We start from the raw sequence: 17,132 nt of genomic DNA on the forward strand, positions 1-17,132 counted from the left end.
TGTTATTATTTTTTGTTTTTCTTTTTATTTTTACCTATTTTTTGCTGTTTTTCATATTGTTCTAAAGCTTTAACACGGCTTCTTTTTGTCCATGCACCAACGAAACCAACAACTGCACCAACAACGAGAATAACTAATGCTACAGTTATAATTCCTGTTTCGGTTAAGAAAAAGCCATCAAATTGTCCCATGTATCCTTGAAGGGTTAAAACCACAATAGGTGTTGATGCAAGCAGTCCCATTAATGTTCCTGCTTTAAGGTTATCTTGACCATATCCGGCATATATAAGTCCTATTGCTGAAAATGGATAGAACCAGTCCCAGTATTGATATCCGAATAGTATAAATGCAGCAGATATTGCCGCTCCAAATATTAATGCTTTAATATTTATACCAAAATCATATTTCATTTTTTATCTCCAAAAAACTTAATCGTCTCTTTTAGAAGCTATTGCTCCTCCAACTGCACCTGTAATTCCCATTACAATTGCATAGTAAATTAAATCTGATACAATTGCGATAATACTGCTGAATCCGGATAATGTAAATCCGGTCAGGCCTCCAAAGATTCCTGCAAGACTGCCTCCTACAGTTGCAGTTATTATAAATAGTATTGAACCGACGATTGTACCGAATGCTCCCGCAAGAGCAGCATGCCATAGTCCTCCCAGTGCTCCGGAATGTGCAATATAACCGGTAATAAATCCTGCTATTAATAATCCTATGAATTCATGTCTTGCGAAGAAGACTTGCATAATTATTGTTAGTAAAAATCCAATTATTACAACACTCCATTTAGTCATGGCATCACCTTTTATATTGATTATTTAATAATTGTTCATATAAGTATTTAATTATTAAGTTGAAAGAATATTTAATTTTGTTAAAAAATTGCATTCAAAAATCTAATTGTTTTGCAAGACATATGTTGCAGACGGCATTGGGAGTATCGATATTCGCGTCTCTTACGGGACAGTAAAATTGTCCGTTTTTTTCTTCAACTTTTAGAGATCCTGGAAATGGTGTACCAACCGGGTGAATTGATTCTTCTAAAAGAAATGTAACATAAAGTGATGCAATATGAAATATTAGTTTAATCTTATTGTCTGCTGTTTCATTTTCAGAATTTGCTTTTAAAGTTGCAATTGCATTTGAAAGGGATTGCTTATCAATATTCTGTTCATAGCTATTTGAATCTTTAGAAATGTTATTCATACGAAACAAAAACGATTCGATATATGATTTCTGATTGTCTTCTCGATAATTTTCCTGAACATATTTGTTTTCTTCAATTACCTGTGAGCTGAATGCCATCATGTCAAATACTGAAATTGTTGATGCATATTTTTTCAATGTTTTCAAAATTGAGTTGCCTGTTAGTGTCTTTTCATTTGCAATAATCGTTGTTAGCTCATCACACATTTCCAGATATTCCTCGGCCATTATAAAACTCCTTATCTGGGTTTAAATTAAAATCCGAATGAATATCCGGCATTTTTGCAAACACAGTAACGGCATAATGAATTTTCATCTTTAATGCTCATAATTCTAGTTTTGCATTTGTATTCTCCATTTTCCAAAAAGACTTCATCTTTTGTGGGATTATCTCCAAAAGGATGCAACGGTTTTTTAGCCATTAACGCCAAATAGAGTGAGATATATTTTGTAAATTCTCTACTTTCCTCGTCTCCTCCTGCATAGGTGTTAAAATAAAAATCGATATCATTTTTCAGATTTTCAACCACTCCATCTTTAATGTCATAGTCTTCAGTGAGGTCCAATGCAAAAATTTCATCCCATGTTTCTGAATTGTATTTTGCAAGTTTTTTAGTCAGAGGATCTTTATATCTGTCATCTGTAACTTTATTTCTTAAATATTCAATAGGATAATCTTTTAAATTTTCTCGGATTTCTTTAAGTAATTCTGATGATTTCATAGTTATAGTTTTGTTTCTGAATATATATCTGTTTTGATATTAATGTCTCTAAATCAGTAAAGGTCTTTTAATTTATCTTTAATCTGGTCAAGTATTGCCTGATGCATTCTTTTTGTAAATTCACCTTTGTCATTCTGATTTAACACATCAAGATAACCTTGTGATACCAGATTGAATGCAAATGGACTTGGAATAACTGTATTTATTGTTTTTATCTCCATTTCTTCTCGGTCAATCATCTCAATAACTTTCAGGGCATTTTTTATATCCATGTAATCCTCAAGCGCTTCTCTTCGTGCTTCTTTTAAAATTGAAAAGTTATCGTCCATTTCCTGAACAAATTTTAAAAGTATTTTGCCTCTAACCTGCTGGCGGCCAACTGATTTTGATTCTCCTTTATATCTTCTAAGAGTCATCAGGGACCTTCCTGCGCAATGCCTGAACCTTGAAGCAAGTGTTTCGGTTTTGTTCAATGCGTTAATCAGTATGGTTTCAAAATTTTCAGGAGTAATTTCTCTAAATGATTCCAATCCTCCGATTTTACCGTCTGAGGATAAGTAAAATCCATTGTCTGATATGGAAATTGTAACGTTCATGTTGTATTTTTGAGCAACGATATATGCAACAGCTCTTGACAGTGCATCATTAACCTTTCTTCCAAATAATGAGTGGAATATTACAAAACGTCTTCCTCCAAATCCTTTGTAATATTCAATCAGCAGTCTGCGTTTTGTTGGAATTTTTGCATATTTGAACTGCTCTACAAAATATTCGTATATTGAATTGGCAGCAAAATCATCAACATAGAGATATTCATGAATAAATTCCATAATCTCCTCTTTGCTTCTGCGGTATTGAAATTTGGAGTTCATATGATCTCTGAACTGCTGAATGTCCATTGCCAGGTCAAAGGCAAGAGGGAGCTGCTGTGAAAACCAGGAGGGTATTGTTGGAGGTCCGCTTGCAGGAGTCACATTGATGGTCATTCCTTTGCCGTAGTTGAATCTGTAGGTTCTGCCCCCTAAAACGAATGTATCTCCTTTTTTCAGTCTCTCCATAAAGACTTCTTCAATCTTTCCGACAGTTTCACCGTCGCACTTGACAAGTACTCCTGATGAATCAGGTATTGTTCCGATGTTTGTTGAATAAAGCATTCTGGCCAGTTTTCCACGTTTTCCGAAGGTATTTTCTTTATAGTCAATCCATATTTTTGCATAGACGTATCTCTCTTCAAGTTGAGGGTATTCTCCGGCCATATAACTTAAAACATCTTCATAATCATCTCTTGTAAGGTCTTTATAGCAGTAACTTTTACGGATTACGTCATATGCATAGTCAATGTCCCATGGATTTTCAATGCTCATTCCATAAATGTGCTGAGCCAGAACGTCCAGACAGTTGGTAGGTATTGAAATTTTGTCAATTTTTCCTTCCTTTGCATTTTTTAGAAGAACAGAACATTCCACCAGGTCATCTCTGTCGGTAACGATGATTTTCCCACGTGATTTCTCATGCAGCCTGTGACCGCTACGCCCAATTCTCTGCAGAGCTCTTGAAACCGATTTCGGGGAGTTAATAAGCACTACCAAATCGATGTATCCTATATCGATTCCAAGTTCCAGTGATGTTGAAGATATTACTGCCTTTAGTTTACCTTCCTTGAGCTTGTTTTCAGTTTCAAGACGGACTTCCTTTGACAGTGATGAATGGTGTGCCATAATGTTTGTGTCATTATAATGCAGGGGATACATTTTCTTTAAGTTATAGACAAAACGTTCCGTACCGCTTCTTGTGTTTGTAAAAATCAGTGTTGTTTTATTTTCCCAAATCAAATCGTCCAGCAAATCATACATTCCAAGTTTGGTGTCCTCTTCATCTGCAAGTACAATATCGCTTACAGGACACATCACTTCCATGTCAAGCTCTTTTAAATAATTTATATTAACGATTTTGCAGTTCCGTCCAACTCCGTATTCATATCCGACAAGAAATTTCGCCACTTCCTCAATAGGGCTGACTGTAGCAGACAATCCGATTCTTGTATACTGGCCTATCAGATGTTGCAGTCTTTCAAGGGATAAGCTTAAATGAACTCCTCTTTTGTTTTCAGCTAAAGAGTGAATCTCATCTATTATGACATATTTTACGCCGCTCAACTTTTCCCTGAATTTTGGAGCCACAAGTAAAATGGATAATGTTTCCGGAGTCGTAATGAGGATGTGAGGTGGTTTTTTAAGCATTTTCTGTCTTTGGTACTGTGAAGTATCTCCTGTTCGCACGGCCTTTCGGATTCCTAATTTGCGGCCTGCTATCTTTTCAATTCCATCTAAAGGCTCATCGAGATTCTTTTCAATGTCATTGTCCAGTGCCTTTAGTGGGGATATGTAAATGCAGTAAACCTTGTCTTCCAACTGGTCTTTTTCAGCCAATGCAGTCAAATCGCTGATTACTGATAAGAATGCAGTTAATGTTTTTCCGGATCCTGTCGGTGATGAAATGAGGATGTTGTTCTTTTTATGTATGTCAATGATTGATTTTTTTTGAGCAGGTGTAAAATCTTCAAATTGTGAATCAAACCATTTTCTAACCCATGGATGCAGTCTTTTAAAAATAGCTTTTTTTGTGTAGGTTTTGGTTTGCTCTTCAATCATGTTTACATTACCTTCTCAAAATTATAGTTTAATTTTTGTACATTTCTGTTATTAAATATGATTCAATTATTTTTTTAGACATACCTAAATTATATATTTCTTTCACTTCGTTTTCGTCAATGTGGGGTTATCCATTGCATTTAAGGAAATTAAACAATTGTTATATAAAATAGGGTGGAATAAATAATAATTAAACAAAATTAGGGTAATACTTTAAAGTATCTGAAAAATGATAAGTTTATATGTTAAAAAAACATATTTTTAATTGTCATATAAACATGACTTGAAAAAGTTATTTTTAATATGAAGGTGAAAAAATGAATGATTTATTTAATTTATCAGGACAAGTAGCACTAGTTAGTGGCGCATCATCTGGTATTGGTGTCGATATGGCAAAAGCATATGCCAGATATGGTGCAGACATCGTAATTACAGGAAGAAGAAAATAACGTTTAGATCAAGTCGCTGAAGAAATTAAAGAACTTGGAGTAGACTGTATAGGTGTAGTTTGTGATGTAACAGACACTGAAAGTGTAGAAAACTGTGTTAAAGAAGTCATGGACCACTTTGGTAGAATTGACATTCTCCATAACAATGCAGGTTACGGAGCAACAAAAGAAGCAGAATTATTGACTGATGAAGAATGGAACATGACTGTTGATGTAGATTTAACAGGTACCTTCAAAATGTCCAGAGCTGTAGCTCGTGAAGCAATGATTCCTCAAAAATACGGAAGAATCATCAACACAGCATCCATGTTTGGTTTAGTCGGAACCATGGCAACACCAACCTCCCCATACGCAGCAGCAAAAGGTGGAGTAGTAAACTTAACCAGACAATTAGCAGCTGAATGGGCTAAATATAACATTACAGTAAACGCAATCTGTCCAGGTACTTTCCCAACAGAACTCACAAGAGAAACTATTGACAACGATGAATACAAAGCATACACCAAAACTGTTGTACCTGTTGGAAGATCTGGTGTCGATGGAGAATTAGATTCCACTGTAGTATACTTAGCATCCCCTAAATCCAGTTACGTAACTGGACAGGCTATTGCTGTAGACGGTGGATACACCTGTATTTAAATTGAAAATTTTTATTTTCAATTTTTCTTTTTTCTTTTTTTGAACATTCCTGATTGATAATATTGCTTTTTTTTACATTAACTCTGAATATATATGATTTAACTGTAAAGTTATATATGCTTAAAAACTAATTTAATATCATGTCAAATTTAAATTTAGATGAAGCTATTAACAATTTATCAGATGATGATGTTAAAGTTCGAAAAGAAGCTGTAGAATCATTAGTAGGAACTACTGATGAAAGTGCTATTGAACCGTTAATTAAAGCCACCACTGATGACAATGCACAAGTCAGATTCAAAGCAGCTGAAATTTTAGGCAGCATGGGTGATGTTGCAGTTGATAAGTTAATTGATGAATTTAAAAACGCAGAAGGTAAAGATAAACGTTTCTTAGCTTTCGCACTTAAAGAAACTGAAGATAAAAAAGTCATTCCTTATTTTGTTGAAGCAACTGAAGATGAAGACTTTGGTGTTAGAAAAGTTGCAGTTCGTGCATTAGGAGAACTTCAGGCTGAAGATGAAATAGATTCCATTGCAAAATGTCTTGAAGATGAAGACTGGGGTGTTAAACTCGCTGCAATTCAGGCTTTAGGAGACCTTGCAACAGATGAATCCATTTATTTGATTAAAAAAGCAAGAAAAGGCGAAGAGGATAAGGATTTCAAAAAATCATGTAATAAGGCTATCAAAAAAGCTCAAAAAAGACAAAAGGCTAAATCTTCAGGCGAATCCATAGTTAAAGTTATTCCAATGAGCACTATTAAGGAAATGGAAAAAACCAATGTCCAAAAAGCTATTAAGGAATATGAAAGGTATGTTGAAGCAAAACAGCCTAAAGATGCTCCTTATAAAAGATTATGTGTTCTTTACAGAAAAACTAATGACTATGACAATGAAGTAAGGGTTATTGAAACTGCAATTGAAGTATTTGCGGACAATGACAAAAAATTGCCTTACTTTGAAAAAAGATTAGCAAAATTGAAATAGTTATTTTTTAATAACTTCATAGAGGTCTTCTCTTTTATTTTTTAAAAGAGGAAGCTCTTCTCTTATTTTTTTTATTTCACTTAAATCAATTTCACCATAAATTATCTCTTCTTTATCACTTGCTTCGCCTATAACTTCTCCCCAAGGGCTTGTAATTATGGAATGGCCGAAACTGTGATATGATGCATCTTTATTCAATGCAGGAGCCACGCCAATGCAGTAAACCTGATTGTCTAAAGCCCTTGAGCGGAACAGTAACTCCCAATGTGCTGGTCCTGTAGTCATATTGAACGCTCCCGGGTAAAACAGTATCAGTGCTCCATTTTCAACCATAATTCTTGCAAGTTCTGGAAAACGAATATCATAACATATTCCGATTCCTATTTTTCCGAATTCTGTCTCAACGACAGTAAATTCATCGCCTGCAGTTAAAACGTCAGATTCCTTAAATGTAATCCTGTCTTTAACGTCAATGTCAAAAAGGTGCATTTTCCTATGTTTTGCAATAATTTCACCTTCCCTGTCGAAAAGATAGGATGTGTTGTAGAGTTTTTCATCTTCTTTTTCAGGAATTGAACCTGCTAAAATATAAACATTATTCTGTGATGCCAGTGAAGATATCTTTTTAAGAGTATAACTGTCAGATTCATTTTCACAGTATTCTATAAATTTGTCATTGGAATAGGGACAGTTGAACATTTCAGGCAAAACAATAAAATCAGAGTTCTTGCAAGCTTTTTCAATCATTAAGCTGGCTTTTTTTAAGTTTTCATCTTTATTGTCAATGACATTCATTTGACATAGAGCAATTTTAACTTTTGTCATATTAACACTCTAAAAAAATAAGAAAAATAAGTATGAATGAATCATACTTAAATAATATCTGCGGAATTAACCATTTTATTGATGTTGTCAGATGTGATGGAGTTAATTGATCCTCCAGTTACTTTGAATACATACAATTCGCCATCAGTAAACATTGAAACATATCTTGTGTAGTTTCCGTCAGCATTTTCTAAAATTATGTTGGATGCATTTCTGCCGTCTAAAGTAATAGTTTCGACAAGTTCCACTGCATCTCCATCGCTTAATGCACGACTGATTCTTTGCTGATTAATGTCTTTTAGGGAACTAGCACTGCTGGTTATGTTATAATGTTCGATAACTGTATTATTTTCGTCCTGGAAAAATATAGCTCCTTCATGATCTACATCACTAAGATTAACACTGCTCCAAGCTTTAGGATATTTAAATGCAAAATCACCGGCATTATACTCAACTAAATCTCCGGAGTTTTGAATTGGATTAGTATTATTATTTGATCCAGTAAGGACAATTCCACAAATCACAATTAAAGTAATAAGCACGATAGCTCCTATAATGAGCTTTTTCTCTTTAATAATTTCAAGTGTGCTTTTCTGATTGGAAGGTTTTCCTTTTGGGTTTTCTTTGCTGACACTTTCCCTTTTAGGAGCGTCAACTTTTGGTTCCTTAATGATGTTCTCTTTTTTAGGAATAGTACTTCTCTGTTCATTTTGGAAGATACTGTCCTTTTTACGAGATTTAATTTTTGGTTTGGGGAAGTTATATCCACAATTTCCACAAACAGGAGCACCATCATAACTAGGATTTCCACATTCTGGACATTTTTTCACGACTTAACCTCCATTGAAATTTACATTTTATAATGAATGTATATTTATAATAATGTTTTTATTTTATAAAAATATATTTATGAATTAGTGATAAAATGGCTGATGATAAAATTATTAATATTGATGATATAAATTATGCAGTTTACAAAACAGGAGCTTGGAAAAATAACTATGAAATTAACCAGATTGGGTTATCCGGTGAAATTCCAGTCACAAAAAACACTTTAAATCATGTCAAGTTTTCTATGGAAGAAATCAGAAACACAGAATTTTCAATCTCCGATAAAAAAGTTAACGGATTTGTAGCTATTGCAATGCAATTAAATCCTAAAGTTCAGGAAATGGAATTGGATGATGCCATTTCACTCGAACAGCAGGAATACGATAACATTCTCCAAGAGCTGGAAAATCTGGAATTGCTTGATGATGACGGCACAATTCCTCTTGAAAATGAAGAATATCTCATTTATAAATTGCAGAAAGACTGTCACGTGACAACTTCAACTCCTGCTAATGAATTTACTAAAAAATACTATGAAAATGAATTGAAAAAAATTGAGGATGCATTGGACTAAAATGCATCTAATGTTACTTTTTTATCTCTTTTTAATTCACGAGGAGGTTCGATTGATACAAACTCGATACCTTCTTCTTCAATCATTTCAAGAGCATCCTCCATTATTGACGGTGCTACAAGAAGGCCTCTGATCTTTTTTTTCTGTGCATGACATTCCTTTAAGTAATCGTTATCTGTGTTTTCAAAATCCAAAAGGTATCTTTTGAGCTGTTTGACTGCATTTACTCCAGCTTTACGCGCTTTCAGCTCTAAAATCATTAAGTTATTGTCATTATCTTTTCCTAAAATATCAATAAATCCATGTTCGATGCTGTATTCTCTTGCAGTAGGGGTAAATCCTTCTTCAATCATATGTGGCTTGTCCATTATCATATCGCCCATGTCCTTTTCATATCCTGCCTGTTCTAACTCTTCATAGTCTTCGATATTTGCATAATTGATAAATTGGATTTGTCTGATTTCCACAGTCAGCAATTCCTTTGGAGTTCTTCTGTGGCTTTCCAGGAATAGATTTTCATTTTTTATGTAGGCTCTTGTTCTTGATTTTGGGGGCTGCCAGTTAACCGGTTCCACTTTTTTCTCCTGATGGATTAGAAATGCTCCGTCAGGTTTTATCATAATTATTCTCTCTCCCCAGTTTAGTTCACTTAATGCACGACCTTCATAATTAACTTTACAGCATGCAAATATGCTTATTGTCGCTCTTTTTCTTAACGCTTCCTGAACTAAATCGTATGCATCATTACAGTTAGGTTTTTCTAAGATTTTATATTTCATTACAATAACATTGTTTAGATTAATTTAAATAATTTGTTTTTTAGATATATGGATAAGTTTTAAAGGAGAAATTAACATGTTCGATGAAGAATTTTTTGAAGATAAAAAGGAACACTTTGTAATGGATTCATTTGAATTTCAAAACGGCGAAGTGCTGAAAGACGTTAAAGTGGAATTCATGACTTTCGGAACTGCGAAATATGATGAAAATGGTAAAATCGCAAATGCAATTTTATATTGTTCCGGTTCTTTGGGAAGTTTTGCCGGAATAGGTAAAATTCTGCCTTTAACATTTGAAAACTGTCCTTTTGATGGAAATAAATATTTCTTCATCAGCATATCAGCTTTAGGCTCACCAGGGTCATGTTCTCCTTCTCTTACTGGTTTAAAAAATAAATTCCCAAAATATTCCATGGTCGATGTGGTCAATTTCCAAAAACAGTTTTTAGCTGAAAAATTCGGCATAGATCACGTTTTAGGTTTGATTGGAAATTCAATGGGCGGTTTTGTCGGTCTCACCCAAGCTATTGAATATCCAGATTTTCAGGATTTCATCATCTGTGGTGTAAGCAGCTACAAGGTTGCAGGACATGATTTTATCCTTTCAAGATTTGTTGATGAAATTATTGAATCTGATCCGGACTATGCAAAAGGTGAATTGACTTATTCTTTAATTAGGACATTAAGAATTGCCTGTCTGGCTGAATTTAACTTCGGACTTTCTAAAGAAGCGCTAAGAAGCAAAACTAATGATGAACTGAGCATGGAATTTGAAGAGTTCGGCAATGAAATGATTGAAACCGATATCTATGATTTAAAATATTGCAATAAGGCAAGTATGGAGTTCAATGTTGAAGATGATTTGGATAAAATCAAATCTAAGGTGTTAATCGTATCATGTAAACAGGATCCTCATTTTCCTCCGGAACTTGATGGAATTCCAATGTCTGAAATGATAAAAGATTCTGAACTGATAATTATGGACTCTGAACTGGGTCATTTGTGCTTCAATGAACTTGAAAACATATCCTATGAGTTAAGTGAATTTATGGGTGAATTTGATGATTGTTAAAATTGACAATTACGGCGAAAAAGGTGAAAACTACTTTGTTGAATATAAAGTTTCTGAATTGTCTTTAGACCAAATGAATTTTCTTAAGGATAACTTATCTGAGGAATGTGAGATAGCTGAGGATATTTTAAAAATCAAAATGTATTTTGATGAGCGATTATATCCTTTTCACAGCGATATTGCAAAAATAAGGATTGATGATTTTATTGCTCGTGAGGAAATAGAAATGAATATTTTCTTGTCCAGCTTTTTGGAGGAAATGTAACTTGAATATTTTTTTAGTCAATTTTATATATGTGCTGATTATAAAAAATTAAATTAGAGGTTTACATGTTAGACATTAATTCAGAACACGGATACAATAAATATACATTAAAGGAATTCGAATTCGAGAACGGTACTGTTCTTAACGATGTTCAGGTTGAGTATACCACTCGAGGAAATCCTGTGTATGATGATGACGGAAATATAATCAATGCAGTAATATATTGCCATAGGTTTAATGGAAATTATGCTTCAATTGATAATTTTTACTCAGCAATAGGACCTAATGGTATTTTTTATGATTATAACTTCTTTTTTATTTCAATAACTTCTTTAGGTTTTCCTGATTCATGCTGTCCTTCAACAACAAATTTAAAATATGATTTTCCTAAATATACCATTCTGGATCGTGTAAACTTTAAAAGAAAATTTCTGGCTGAAAAATTCAATATTTCCAAAGTAATGGGAGTTAGTGGTGACGGTGTTGGAGGATATGAAGCATATGCGTGGGCATGCGAATATCCTGATGAAATGGAATTCATAATTGTTGTGGGAAGTTCTTTTAAAACTAATAGTTACAGATATATTGCCTCCAGAGTAATGGAAGCTATGATTGAGTCATCCGATGCATATTATGATGAGTTATACAGTGAATCCTTGTCTAGAATTATGGTGTCAATTAACAGGTTGATTTATTCGCAATATTTTTCAAAAAGGACTCTTCAGAATTTTTCCCGTGATGAAATTGACGTATTAATGGATGATTTTGTTGATAATGGTCTGTTTGTGGACATTTATGATTTTAAATTCAGGAATGATGCTGTTCTAAACTATGATGTGGAAGACAAACTGGAAAATATTAAAGCAAAATCATTAATCATCAGCCCTTCGGATGATATGTATTTCACACCGGAATTTGATGTAGATCCATTAAAAGGCAAAATCGAAAACTTAAAAACTTTCATTTATGATTCAAAAATAGACTATGTGCACAATGATGATTTTTCAATTTTTGATGATTTGCTGGTGGAATTTTTAGAGGAATTTAAAAAATAGTTGTTAAAGCTAGATTAACTAGCGTTTAACATATGTTCAACTGCTTTTCTGGATTTGTCTGCAACTTCTTTAGGCAGGACAATCCTAGGTTCTTCATTAACAAGCGCATCCCTTACTTTTTCCAGAGTATGCAGTTTCATTGTTTTGCATATTGCTCCTTCGAGGAGTGGATAAAGCTTTTTGCCTGGAACTTCCGCATTAATTCTGGTAATCATGTCAACTTCTGTTCCTATAATGAATTCCTCTTTATCACTTTCTGCAATGTATCTTAACATGCCTCCGGTTGACATCACCTTATCTGAAGCATTCTGAACTTTCATATCACATTCAGGGTGACAAATAACTTCGGCATTAGGGTGCTGCTCTCTTTTAAGTTCAATATCTTCAACATGGAATAATCTGTGAACATAACAGTGGCCGTCGGAAGGGACATGTATTATTTCTTTGTCAAGCTTTTCAGCTACATGATTTCCTAAATTTTTATCAGGTCCGAATAGAATTTTATCATGAGGCAAGCTTTCTGTAACTTTTACTGCATTTGCTGAAGTACATAAAGTATCTGCATGCTGTTTGGCTTCAGCAATACTGTTTACATATAAAATAACTCCTGCATCAGGATGTTCTTTTTTAGCTTCGAGTAAAACGTCTTCAGGTAGCATATGTGCCATAGGACATTCTGCTTCTAATGTTGGGATGACGATTTTTTTGTCAGGGTTTAATATAAAAGCTGTTTCCGCCATAAAGTCAACGCCACAGAAAATCACTAAATCCTTATCGTCAATTTCGGATGCTTTTATGCATAATTCCAAGGAGTCCCCAAGAAAATCTGCAATATCCTGAATTTCTTTAGGCTGGTAATTGTGTGCTAAAATAATTGCATTTTTTTCTTCTTTTAACTTTAAAATTTCTTCTTGAAGATGATTACTCATTTGTCTCACCCATTGTAATATATTTTCTAATGTCGTTTGTAATTATTATTTTATATTTGTCTTTATTATTATAATCTTTTACCCAAAAAGATACTTTAACTTTGCTTTGTTTAAAACTTATCTCTCTTGCAAAAACGGCGGGTTTCGGATTTTCAGCTATATCATCATAACTTTTCATTTTTGCTATGATGTAGTCTTCAAAATCCTCAACATCTATATTTAAAGGCAATCCTGTAAGAATATCTACTCTATACTTTTCAGGAGGTTTGTACTGAAGATAATAATCGTTTGTCAATGTGGAGTTGGGAACATGACTTTTAACGCCCAAATCATCCACAATAACGGTTGATCTGAGTGAAATCCTTTCAACGTATCCTTTTTGCCCGTCAACTTCAATGGTATCTCCAACTTTGATACTTTTTCCAATAATTAATATGATTCCTGAAAACAAATTGGAAATGATGTCTTTGGCCGCAAAACTCACGGCTATACCTACAATACCTAAACTTAATAGAGTTCCTGCAAGATTGATTCCGAAGAACTGCAATATAACCATCAAAGCAATGAAATAAATGATGTAATTGATTATGTCTCGGATAAGATAAATTACAGTCATGTTTTCATGAAATCTCTTCATCCTGTTCATTGAAAATGCAATCAGCCTTGTAATGACTGAGGTGACTATAATTACAATCAGTATAGAAACAAGAATCCTTGCCGGGTCGTCAATAAGTGTTGGAACGTTCATGTTATCATCATAATTCAATATTCATAAAGTCATAAGCTATTTTAGTATTCTCAAAGCTTTCTTTTGCTTCTTTAAGCAATATTTTTGAAAATTCTCCATTGTAGCGAGTACTGATATGAGTCAATATCAGTTCTTTGCTGTTTGACTGATTTGCAATATATGCCGCATCTGCAGCAGTTGAATGTCCGTGTTCCAGTGCGTTTTCTTCATCTTCTCTTGAAAATGTGGATTCGTGAATTAAAATAGTACTGTCTTTTGCAAGTTCAATCATTTCTTCACATGGCCTAGTATCTCCGGAATAGGTAATTTTAATTCCTTTTCTAGGTTCTCCTAAAACCTGTTCCGGTTTTATGATTTTACCGTTAACTTCAACTTCTTCTCCATTATGCAGGCGTCCAAAAGCAGGGCCGACCGGAATTCCAAGTTCAATAGCTTTTTCACGCAAAAATCTTGGTTTTTTCTTCTCTTCAATGGAATACGCCAATGACGGAACATTATGTCTGACTGACTGTGAGCGAATGATATATTCGTCAGTTTCTTCTATTATTTCAGTTCCGATTTCGATAAAATCGATTGGAAAGTCAAATTTGCAGTAACCAAAATTATAAATTGCATCTTTAACTTTACTTAATCCTCTCGGACCGTAAATTGTTAATTTTTCTTCTCTGTCCTGCAAGCCTAATGATTGAAGCAGTCCCGGAAGACCAAGGATATGATCTCCATGTAAATGACTTATAAATATTCTGGATATCTTCATTGGACTTACTTTTGTGTGAAGCATTTGTCTTTGAGTTCCTTCACCGCAATCAAAAAGCATCACATCACCAAATGCCTTAAGTGCAATTGAAGGATGATTTCTTTCCTTGGAATGGACTGCAGATGAAGTTCCTAAAAATATAATTTCCATAATTTAATCACTTTTATATTTATAGAATTACTATATATTCATAATTATATTAAATTTTAGGTGATTTTTTGGATAAGATTATTCAATATATGCTTGATGAAGATAAAGGATTCGGCGATATCACTTCTCAGGCTGTAGTAGATGAAAGTAAAGAAGTTAGTGCTCATATTGTTTCAAAAGATGAAGGGATTTTAGCCGGTATGAATATAATTCGTGAAGTATTTGAAGAGTTTGATGTTAATGTAAAATTCTGGATGAAAGACGGAGCCAAAATATCTAAAAATGATTTGCTGATGTCAGTGTGCGGAAATGCCAGAACAATTCTGCTTTTGGAAAGGACTGTTTTGAATCTGTCAATGAGGATGAGTGGTGTGGCAAGTGCTGCCAGTCATTATGTTGGGCTGGTTGAGGGATATGATGTAAGAGTTGCCGGAACACGTAAAACTTCACCGGCTATTGCTAAATTTGATAAATATGCTCTTAAAGTGGGTGGTGCAGATACCCATAGATTCGCCCTGGATGATATGGTTTTAATTAAAGACAATCATATTGTGGCCTGCGGCACTCCTTTGGAAGCACTTTTAAAAGCAAAGGAAAATGTCAGTTTTTCTAAAAAGATTGAAATTGAAGTGGAAACTTTGGATGATGCTGTCGATTGTGTAAAAAACGGTGCAGATATAGTAATGCTTGATAACATGTCTCCCGAAGAAGTAAGTGATGTTATTGATAAGTTGAATGAGTTAAATATTCGCCAGAATTCACTTATTGAAGTTTCAGGGGGCATTACTGAAGATACAATAGTTGACTATGCAAAACTGGGTGTTGACATAATATCTATAGGTGCTTTAACACATTCATCAAGAAGCCTTAACTTTAGCATGAAATTCTGATTACAATCTTAATTTCAATACATTTTTCAGCTCTTCATTGGTCATTTCAGTAAGGAATGTTTCATCATTGCTTATTGATTTGGCTGCCAGATCCTTTTTATGTTTGCTTATGGCATCAATTGTTTCTTCTAAGGTTCCTTTTGTAATGAATCTGTAAACCATCACGTCGTTTTCCTGACCTATTCTGTGAACTCTGTCGGTTGCCTGATTTTCAACTGCAGGATTCCACCATAAATCATAGTGAATAACATTTTGTGCCGCTGTCAAATTCAGACCTGTTCCACCAGTCTTGAGAGTTGCTACAAAAATCTTATAGTTTTTATCCTCCTGGAATGTATCTATGATTCTTGTTTTTTCTTCACGGGTCTGTGAACCGTGCAGGAAGAGTACCTCCTGCTTGAACTTCTTGGAAATCAGCTGCTGGATTAATTTACCCATTTCAACATATTGGGTAAATATTATTACCTTCTCGTCATTATCCAGTATGTTTTCCAAAATATTTACCAAAAGCTCCATCTTTCCGGATTCGCTTATTTTTGGATTTTTAATTGCTAAAAACTGTGCAGGATGATTGCAGGTCTGTTTTAGAGCAGTTAATATTTTAAGAATAATTCCTTTTCTTTGAATTCCTTTTGAATTTTCAATATCAAAGAAAATCTCCTCCAGGATCGCATTATACAATTTCACCTGCTTTTTGGACAATGTGCAGTAGATGTCATTGATGAATTTTTCAGGAAGTTCCTTTTTAATGTCGTCATCGGTTTTAAGACGCCTTAAAACAAAGGGTTTGGCTATTGTTCTCAGCTCATGAAGTGTCTCTTCATCTTCAAGTTTCTCAATAGGCATAACAAATTGCCGTTTAAAATCATCTTTTGTGGATAAGTATCCTTTATGAACAAAATCAAAGATTGACCAGTAATCCATCAGCTTATTTTCAATCGGAGTTCCTGTCAAAGCAATTTTGGTTGTTGCATTGACGCTTTTTATAGCCTTTGTCTGTTCAGTATTTGGATTTTTAATGTTTTGAGCTTCATCAATAACGCATAAAAGCCATGTTTCATCTAAAAACAGGTCTAAATCTAGCCTTACTACTCCGTATGAGGTTAAAATAATATCATATTCCTCTAAAGGATATGTTCTGTTTGATCCGTGATAAATATAATATGACAGTTCAGGTGTGAATTTTTTTATTTCATTTTCCCAGTTTGAGATTAATGTTGGCGGTACAATGATTAATGATGGTCTGTTTTCAAGTTTGTTTCGTTCTTTATAAAAGAGGATTGCTGCTAAAATCTGTATAGTCTTTCCAAGCCCCATATCATCAGCCAGTATGCATCCAAAGTGATATCTGATGTTTTGAATTAACCAGGAATAACCTATTTTCTGATATGGCCTTAATTCTCCGGTTAATGTGTCTGGCGGATTGTAAATTTTAGTTTCACTTATTAATTTCTTGAATTTTTTAAATTCTTTAGCGTTTAAATGATTTTTAACTAGTTTTTCTATGTCATCACTCATAATGGGGTCTCTTTATATTGATTTTGTATTTAACTTTGATTTTTTCTATTTTTAATTTTTTTCCTGTGATGTTA

18 protein-coding genes and 1 pseudogene are annotated in these 17,132 nt (G+C 33.8%); 7 read left to right on the plus strand and 12 right to left on the minus strand.

What is annotated here, in order from left to right:
- Positions 1-5 precede the first annotated feature (5 nt).
- The 5 genes from QZN33_RS03690 to QZN33_RS03710 all read right to left on the minus strand — a co-directional run bounded on the left by QZN33_RS03690 (position 6) and on the right by QZN33_RS03710 (position 4,588).
- Positions 6-410, minus strand: a complete 405-nt coding sequence (locus QZN33_RS03690; protein ID WP_296789599.1) for a hypothetical protein — start codon at positions 408-410, stop codon at positions 6-8.
- Positions 411-428: 18 nt separating this feature from the next.
- A complete protein-coding gene (locus QZN33_RS03695) occupies positions 429-803 on the minus strand; it encodes a DUF5518 domain-containing protein (protein WP_296789600.1) in 375 nt (124 codons plus the stop codon).
- A 94-nt stretch (positions 804-897) separates the two neighbouring features.
- On the minus strand, positions 898-1,443 hold the full coding sequence (locus QZN33_RS03700) for a DUF2115 family protein (protein ID WP_296789601.1): 546 nt from the start codon (positions 1,441-1,443) through the stop codon (positions 898-900).
- Positions 1,444-1,469: 26 nt separating this feature from the next.
- Positions 1,470-1,937, minus strand: coding sequence for a DUF2115 family protein (locus QZN33_RS03705; RefSeq protein ID WP_296789602.1), 468 nt, complete (start codon positions 1,935-1,937; stop codon positions 1,470-1,472).
- 53 nt (positions 1,938-1,990) lie between these two features.
- Positions 1,991-4,588, minus strand: coding sequence for an ATP-dependent helicase (locus QZN33_RS03710; RefSeq protein ID WP_296789603.1), 2,598 nt, complete (start codon positions 4,586-4,588; stop codon positions 1,991-1,993).
- Between the two features lie 389 nt (positions 4,589-4,977).
- Here QZN33_RS03710 and QZN33_RS03715 point away from each other — a divergent pair.
- Positions 4,978-5,676, plus strand: a pseudogene (locus QZN33_RS03715) (SDR family NAD(P)-dependent oxidoreductase).
- Between the two features lie 140 nt (positions 5,677-5,816).
- Positions 5,817-6,665 (plus strand): HEAT repeat domain-containing protein, encoded by an 849-nt coding sequence (locus QZN33_RS03720; RefSeq protein WP_296789604.1) that lies wholly within the window; start codon positions 5,817-5,819, stop codon positions 6,663-6,665.
- On the opposite strand, the gene QZN33_RS03725 is transcribed toward QZN33_RS03720, so the two are convergent.
- The gene (locus QZN33_RS03725) at positions 6,666-7,490 is read right to left on the minus strand and encodes a carbon-nitrogen hydrolase family protein (protein ID WP_296789605.1); all 825 of its coding nucleotides are present in this window, start codon (positions 7,488-7,490) and stop codon (positions 6,666-6,668) included.
- A 47-nt stretch (positions 7,491-7,537) separates the two neighbouring features.
- A complete protein-coding gene (locus QZN33_RS03730) occupies positions 7,538-8,320 on the minus strand; it encodes a zinc ribbon domain-containing protein (RefSeq protein ID WP_296789606.1) in 783 nt (260 codons plus the stop codon).
- Positions 8,321-8,415: 95 nt separating this feature from the next.
- Between QZN33_RS03730 and QZN33_RS03735 the strand changes: the two genes are divergently transcribed.
- Positions 8,416-8,895: a hypothetical protein gene (locus tag QZN33_RS03735; RefSeq protein ID WP_296789607.1), complete on the plus strand. Its 480-nt coding sequence runs from the start codon at positions 8,416-8,418 to the stop codon at positions 8,893-8,895.
- Here QZN33_RS03735 and nucS read toward each other — a convergent pair.
- Positions 8,892-9,674, minus strand: a complete 783-nt coding sequence (gene nucS / locus QZN33_RS03740) for an endonuclease NucS (protein WP_296789608.1) — start codon at positions 9,672-9,674, stop codon at positions 8,892-8,894. The two genes, QZN33_RS03735 and nucS, sit on opposite strands and share 4 nt — an antisense overlap.
- Before the next feature lie 76 nt (positions 9,675-9,750).
- On the opposite strand from nucS, the gene QZN33_RS03745 reads away from it, so the two are divergent.
- The 3 genes from QZN33_RS03745 (at position 9,751) to QZN33_RS03755 (ending at position 12,066) form a co-directional block, all read left to right on the plus strand.
- Positions 9,751-10,746 (plus strand): alpha/beta fold hydrolase, encoded by a 996-nt coding sequence (locus QZN33_RS03745; RefSeq protein ID WP_296789609.1) that lies wholly within the window; start codon positions 9,751-9,753, stop codon positions 10,744-10,746.
- A complete protein-coding gene (locus QZN33_RS03750; RefSeq protein ID WP_296789610.1) occupies positions 10,736-11,011 on the plus strand; it encodes a DUF5750 family protein in 276 nt (91 codons plus the stop codon). The genes QZN33_RS03745 and QZN33_RS03750 overlap by 11 nt, the downstream gene beginning before the upstream one ends.
- A gap of 65 nt (positions 11,012-11,076) precedes the next feature.
- Positions 11,077-12,066, plus strand: coding sequence for an alpha/beta fold hydrolase (locus QZN33_RS03755; protein ID WP_296789611.1), 990 nt, complete (start codon positions 11,077-11,079; stop codon positions 12,064-12,066).
- A gap of 14 nt (positions 12,067-12,080) precedes the next feature.
- On the opposite strand, the gene nadA is transcribed toward QZN33_RS03755, so the two are convergent.
- The 3 genes from nadA to rnz are packed head-to-tail and all read right to left on the minus strand — an operon-like array spanning position 12,081 to position 14,650.
- Positions 12,081-12,995, minus strand: a complete 915-nt coding sequence (gene nadA / locus QZN33_RS03760) for a quinolinate synthase NadA (protein ID WP_296789612.1) — start codon at positions 12,993-12,995, stop codon at positions 12,081-12,083.
- The gene (locus QZN33_RS03765) at positions 12,988-13,743 is read right to left on the minus strand and encodes a mechanosensitive ion channel family protein (protein ID WP_296789613.1); all 756 of its coding nucleotides are present in this window, start codon (positions 13,741-13,743) and stop codon (positions 12,988-12,990) included. The genes nadA and QZN33_RS03765 overlap by 8 nt, the downstream gene beginning before the upstream one ends.
- 7 nt (positions 13,744-13,750) lie before the next feature.
- On the minus strand, positions 13,751-14,650 hold the full coding sequence (rnz, locus tag QZN33_RS03770; RefSeq protein WP_296789614.1) for a ribonuclease Z: 900 nt from the start codon (positions 14,648-14,650) through the stop codon (positions 13,751-13,753).
- A gap of 68 nt (positions 14,651-14,718) precedes the next feature.
- On the opposite strand from rnz, the gene nadC reads away from it, so the two are divergent.
- Positions 14,719-15,540, plus strand: coding sequence for a carboxylating nicotinate-nucleotide diphosphorylase (gene nadC, locus QZN33_RS03775; protein WP_296789615.1), 822 nt, complete (start codon positions 14,719-14,721; stop codon positions 15,538-15,540).
- On the opposite strand, the gene QZN33_RS03780 is transcribed toward nadC, so the two are convergent.
- Positions 15,541-17,058, minus strand: coding sequence for a DEAD/DEAH box helicase (locus QZN33_RS03780; RefSeq protein ID WP_296789616.1), 1,518 nt, complete (start codon positions 17,056-17,058; stop codon positions 15,541-15,543). It abuts the gene before it with no gap.
- Between the last annotated feature and the right edge of the window lie 74 nt (positions 17,059-17,132).

This window comes from uncultured Methanobrevibacter sp., from assembly GCF_900314615.1.
GTDB lineage: Archaea > Methanobacteriota > Methanobacteria > Methanobacteriales > Methanobacteriaceae > Methanocatella.

Coding starts and splice junctions, on each gene's coding strand:
- rnz (WP_296789614.1), bottom strand. CDS start 14,650: ATGGAAATTATATTTTTAGGAACTTCATCTGCAGTCCATTCCAAGGAA.
- QZN33_RS03755 (WP_296789611.1), top strand. CDS start 11,077: ATGTTAGACATTAATTCAGAACACGGATACAATAAATATACATTAAAG.
- QZN33_RS03750 (WP_296789610.1), top strand. CDS start 10,736: ATGATTGTTAAAATTGACAATTACGGCGAAAAAGGTGAAAACTACTTT.
- QZN33_RS03745 (WP_296789609.1), top strand. CDS start 9,751: ATGTTCGATGAAGAATTTTTTGAAGATAAAAAGGAACACTTTGTAATG.
- QZN33_RS03690 (WP_296789599.1), bottom strand. CDS start 410: ATGAAATATGATTTTGGTATAAATATTAAAGCATTAATATTTGGAGCG.
- QZN33_RS03765 (WP_296789613.1), bottom strand. CDS start 13,743: ATGAACGTTCCAACACTTATTGACGACCCGGCAAGGATTCTTGTTTCT.
- QZN33_RS03700 (WP_296789601.1), bottom strand. CDS start 1,443: ATGGCCGAGGAATATCTGGAAATGTGTGATGAGCTAACAACGATTATT.
- QZN33_RS03735 (WP_296789607.1), top strand. CDS start 8,416: ATGGCTGATGATAAAATTATTAATATTGATGATATAAATTATGCAGTT.
- nucS (WP_296789608.1), bottom strand. CDS start 9,674: ATGAAATATAAAATCTTAGAAAAACCTAACTGTAATGATGCATACGAT.
- QZN33_RS03780 (WP_296789616.1), bottom strand. CDS start 17,058: ATGAGTGATGACATAGAAAAACTAGTTAAAAATCATTTAAACGCTAAA.
- QZN33_RS03705 (WP_296789602.1), bottom strand. CDS start 1,937: ATGAAATCATCAGAATTACTTAAAGAAATCCGAGAAAATTTAAAAGAT.
- QZN33_RS03720 (WP_296789604.1), top strand. CDS start 5,817: ATGTCAAATTTAAATTTAGATGAAGCTATTAACAATTTATCAGATGAT.
- QZN33_RS03725 (WP_296789605.1), bottom strand. CDS start 7,490: ATGACAAAAGTTAAAATTGCTCTATGTCAAATGAATGTCATTGACAAT.
- QZN33_RS03710 (WP_296789603.1), bottom strand. CDS start 4,588: ATGATTGAAGAGCAAACCAAAACCTACACAAAAAAAGCTATTTTTAAA.
- QZN33_RS03695 (WP_296789600.1), bottom strand. CDS start 803: ATGACTAAATGGAGTGTTGTAATAATTGGATTTTTACTAACAATAATT.
- nadA (WP_296789612.1), bottom strand. CDS start 12,995: ATGAGTAATCATCTTCAAGAAGAAATTTTAAAGTTAAAAGAAGAAAAA.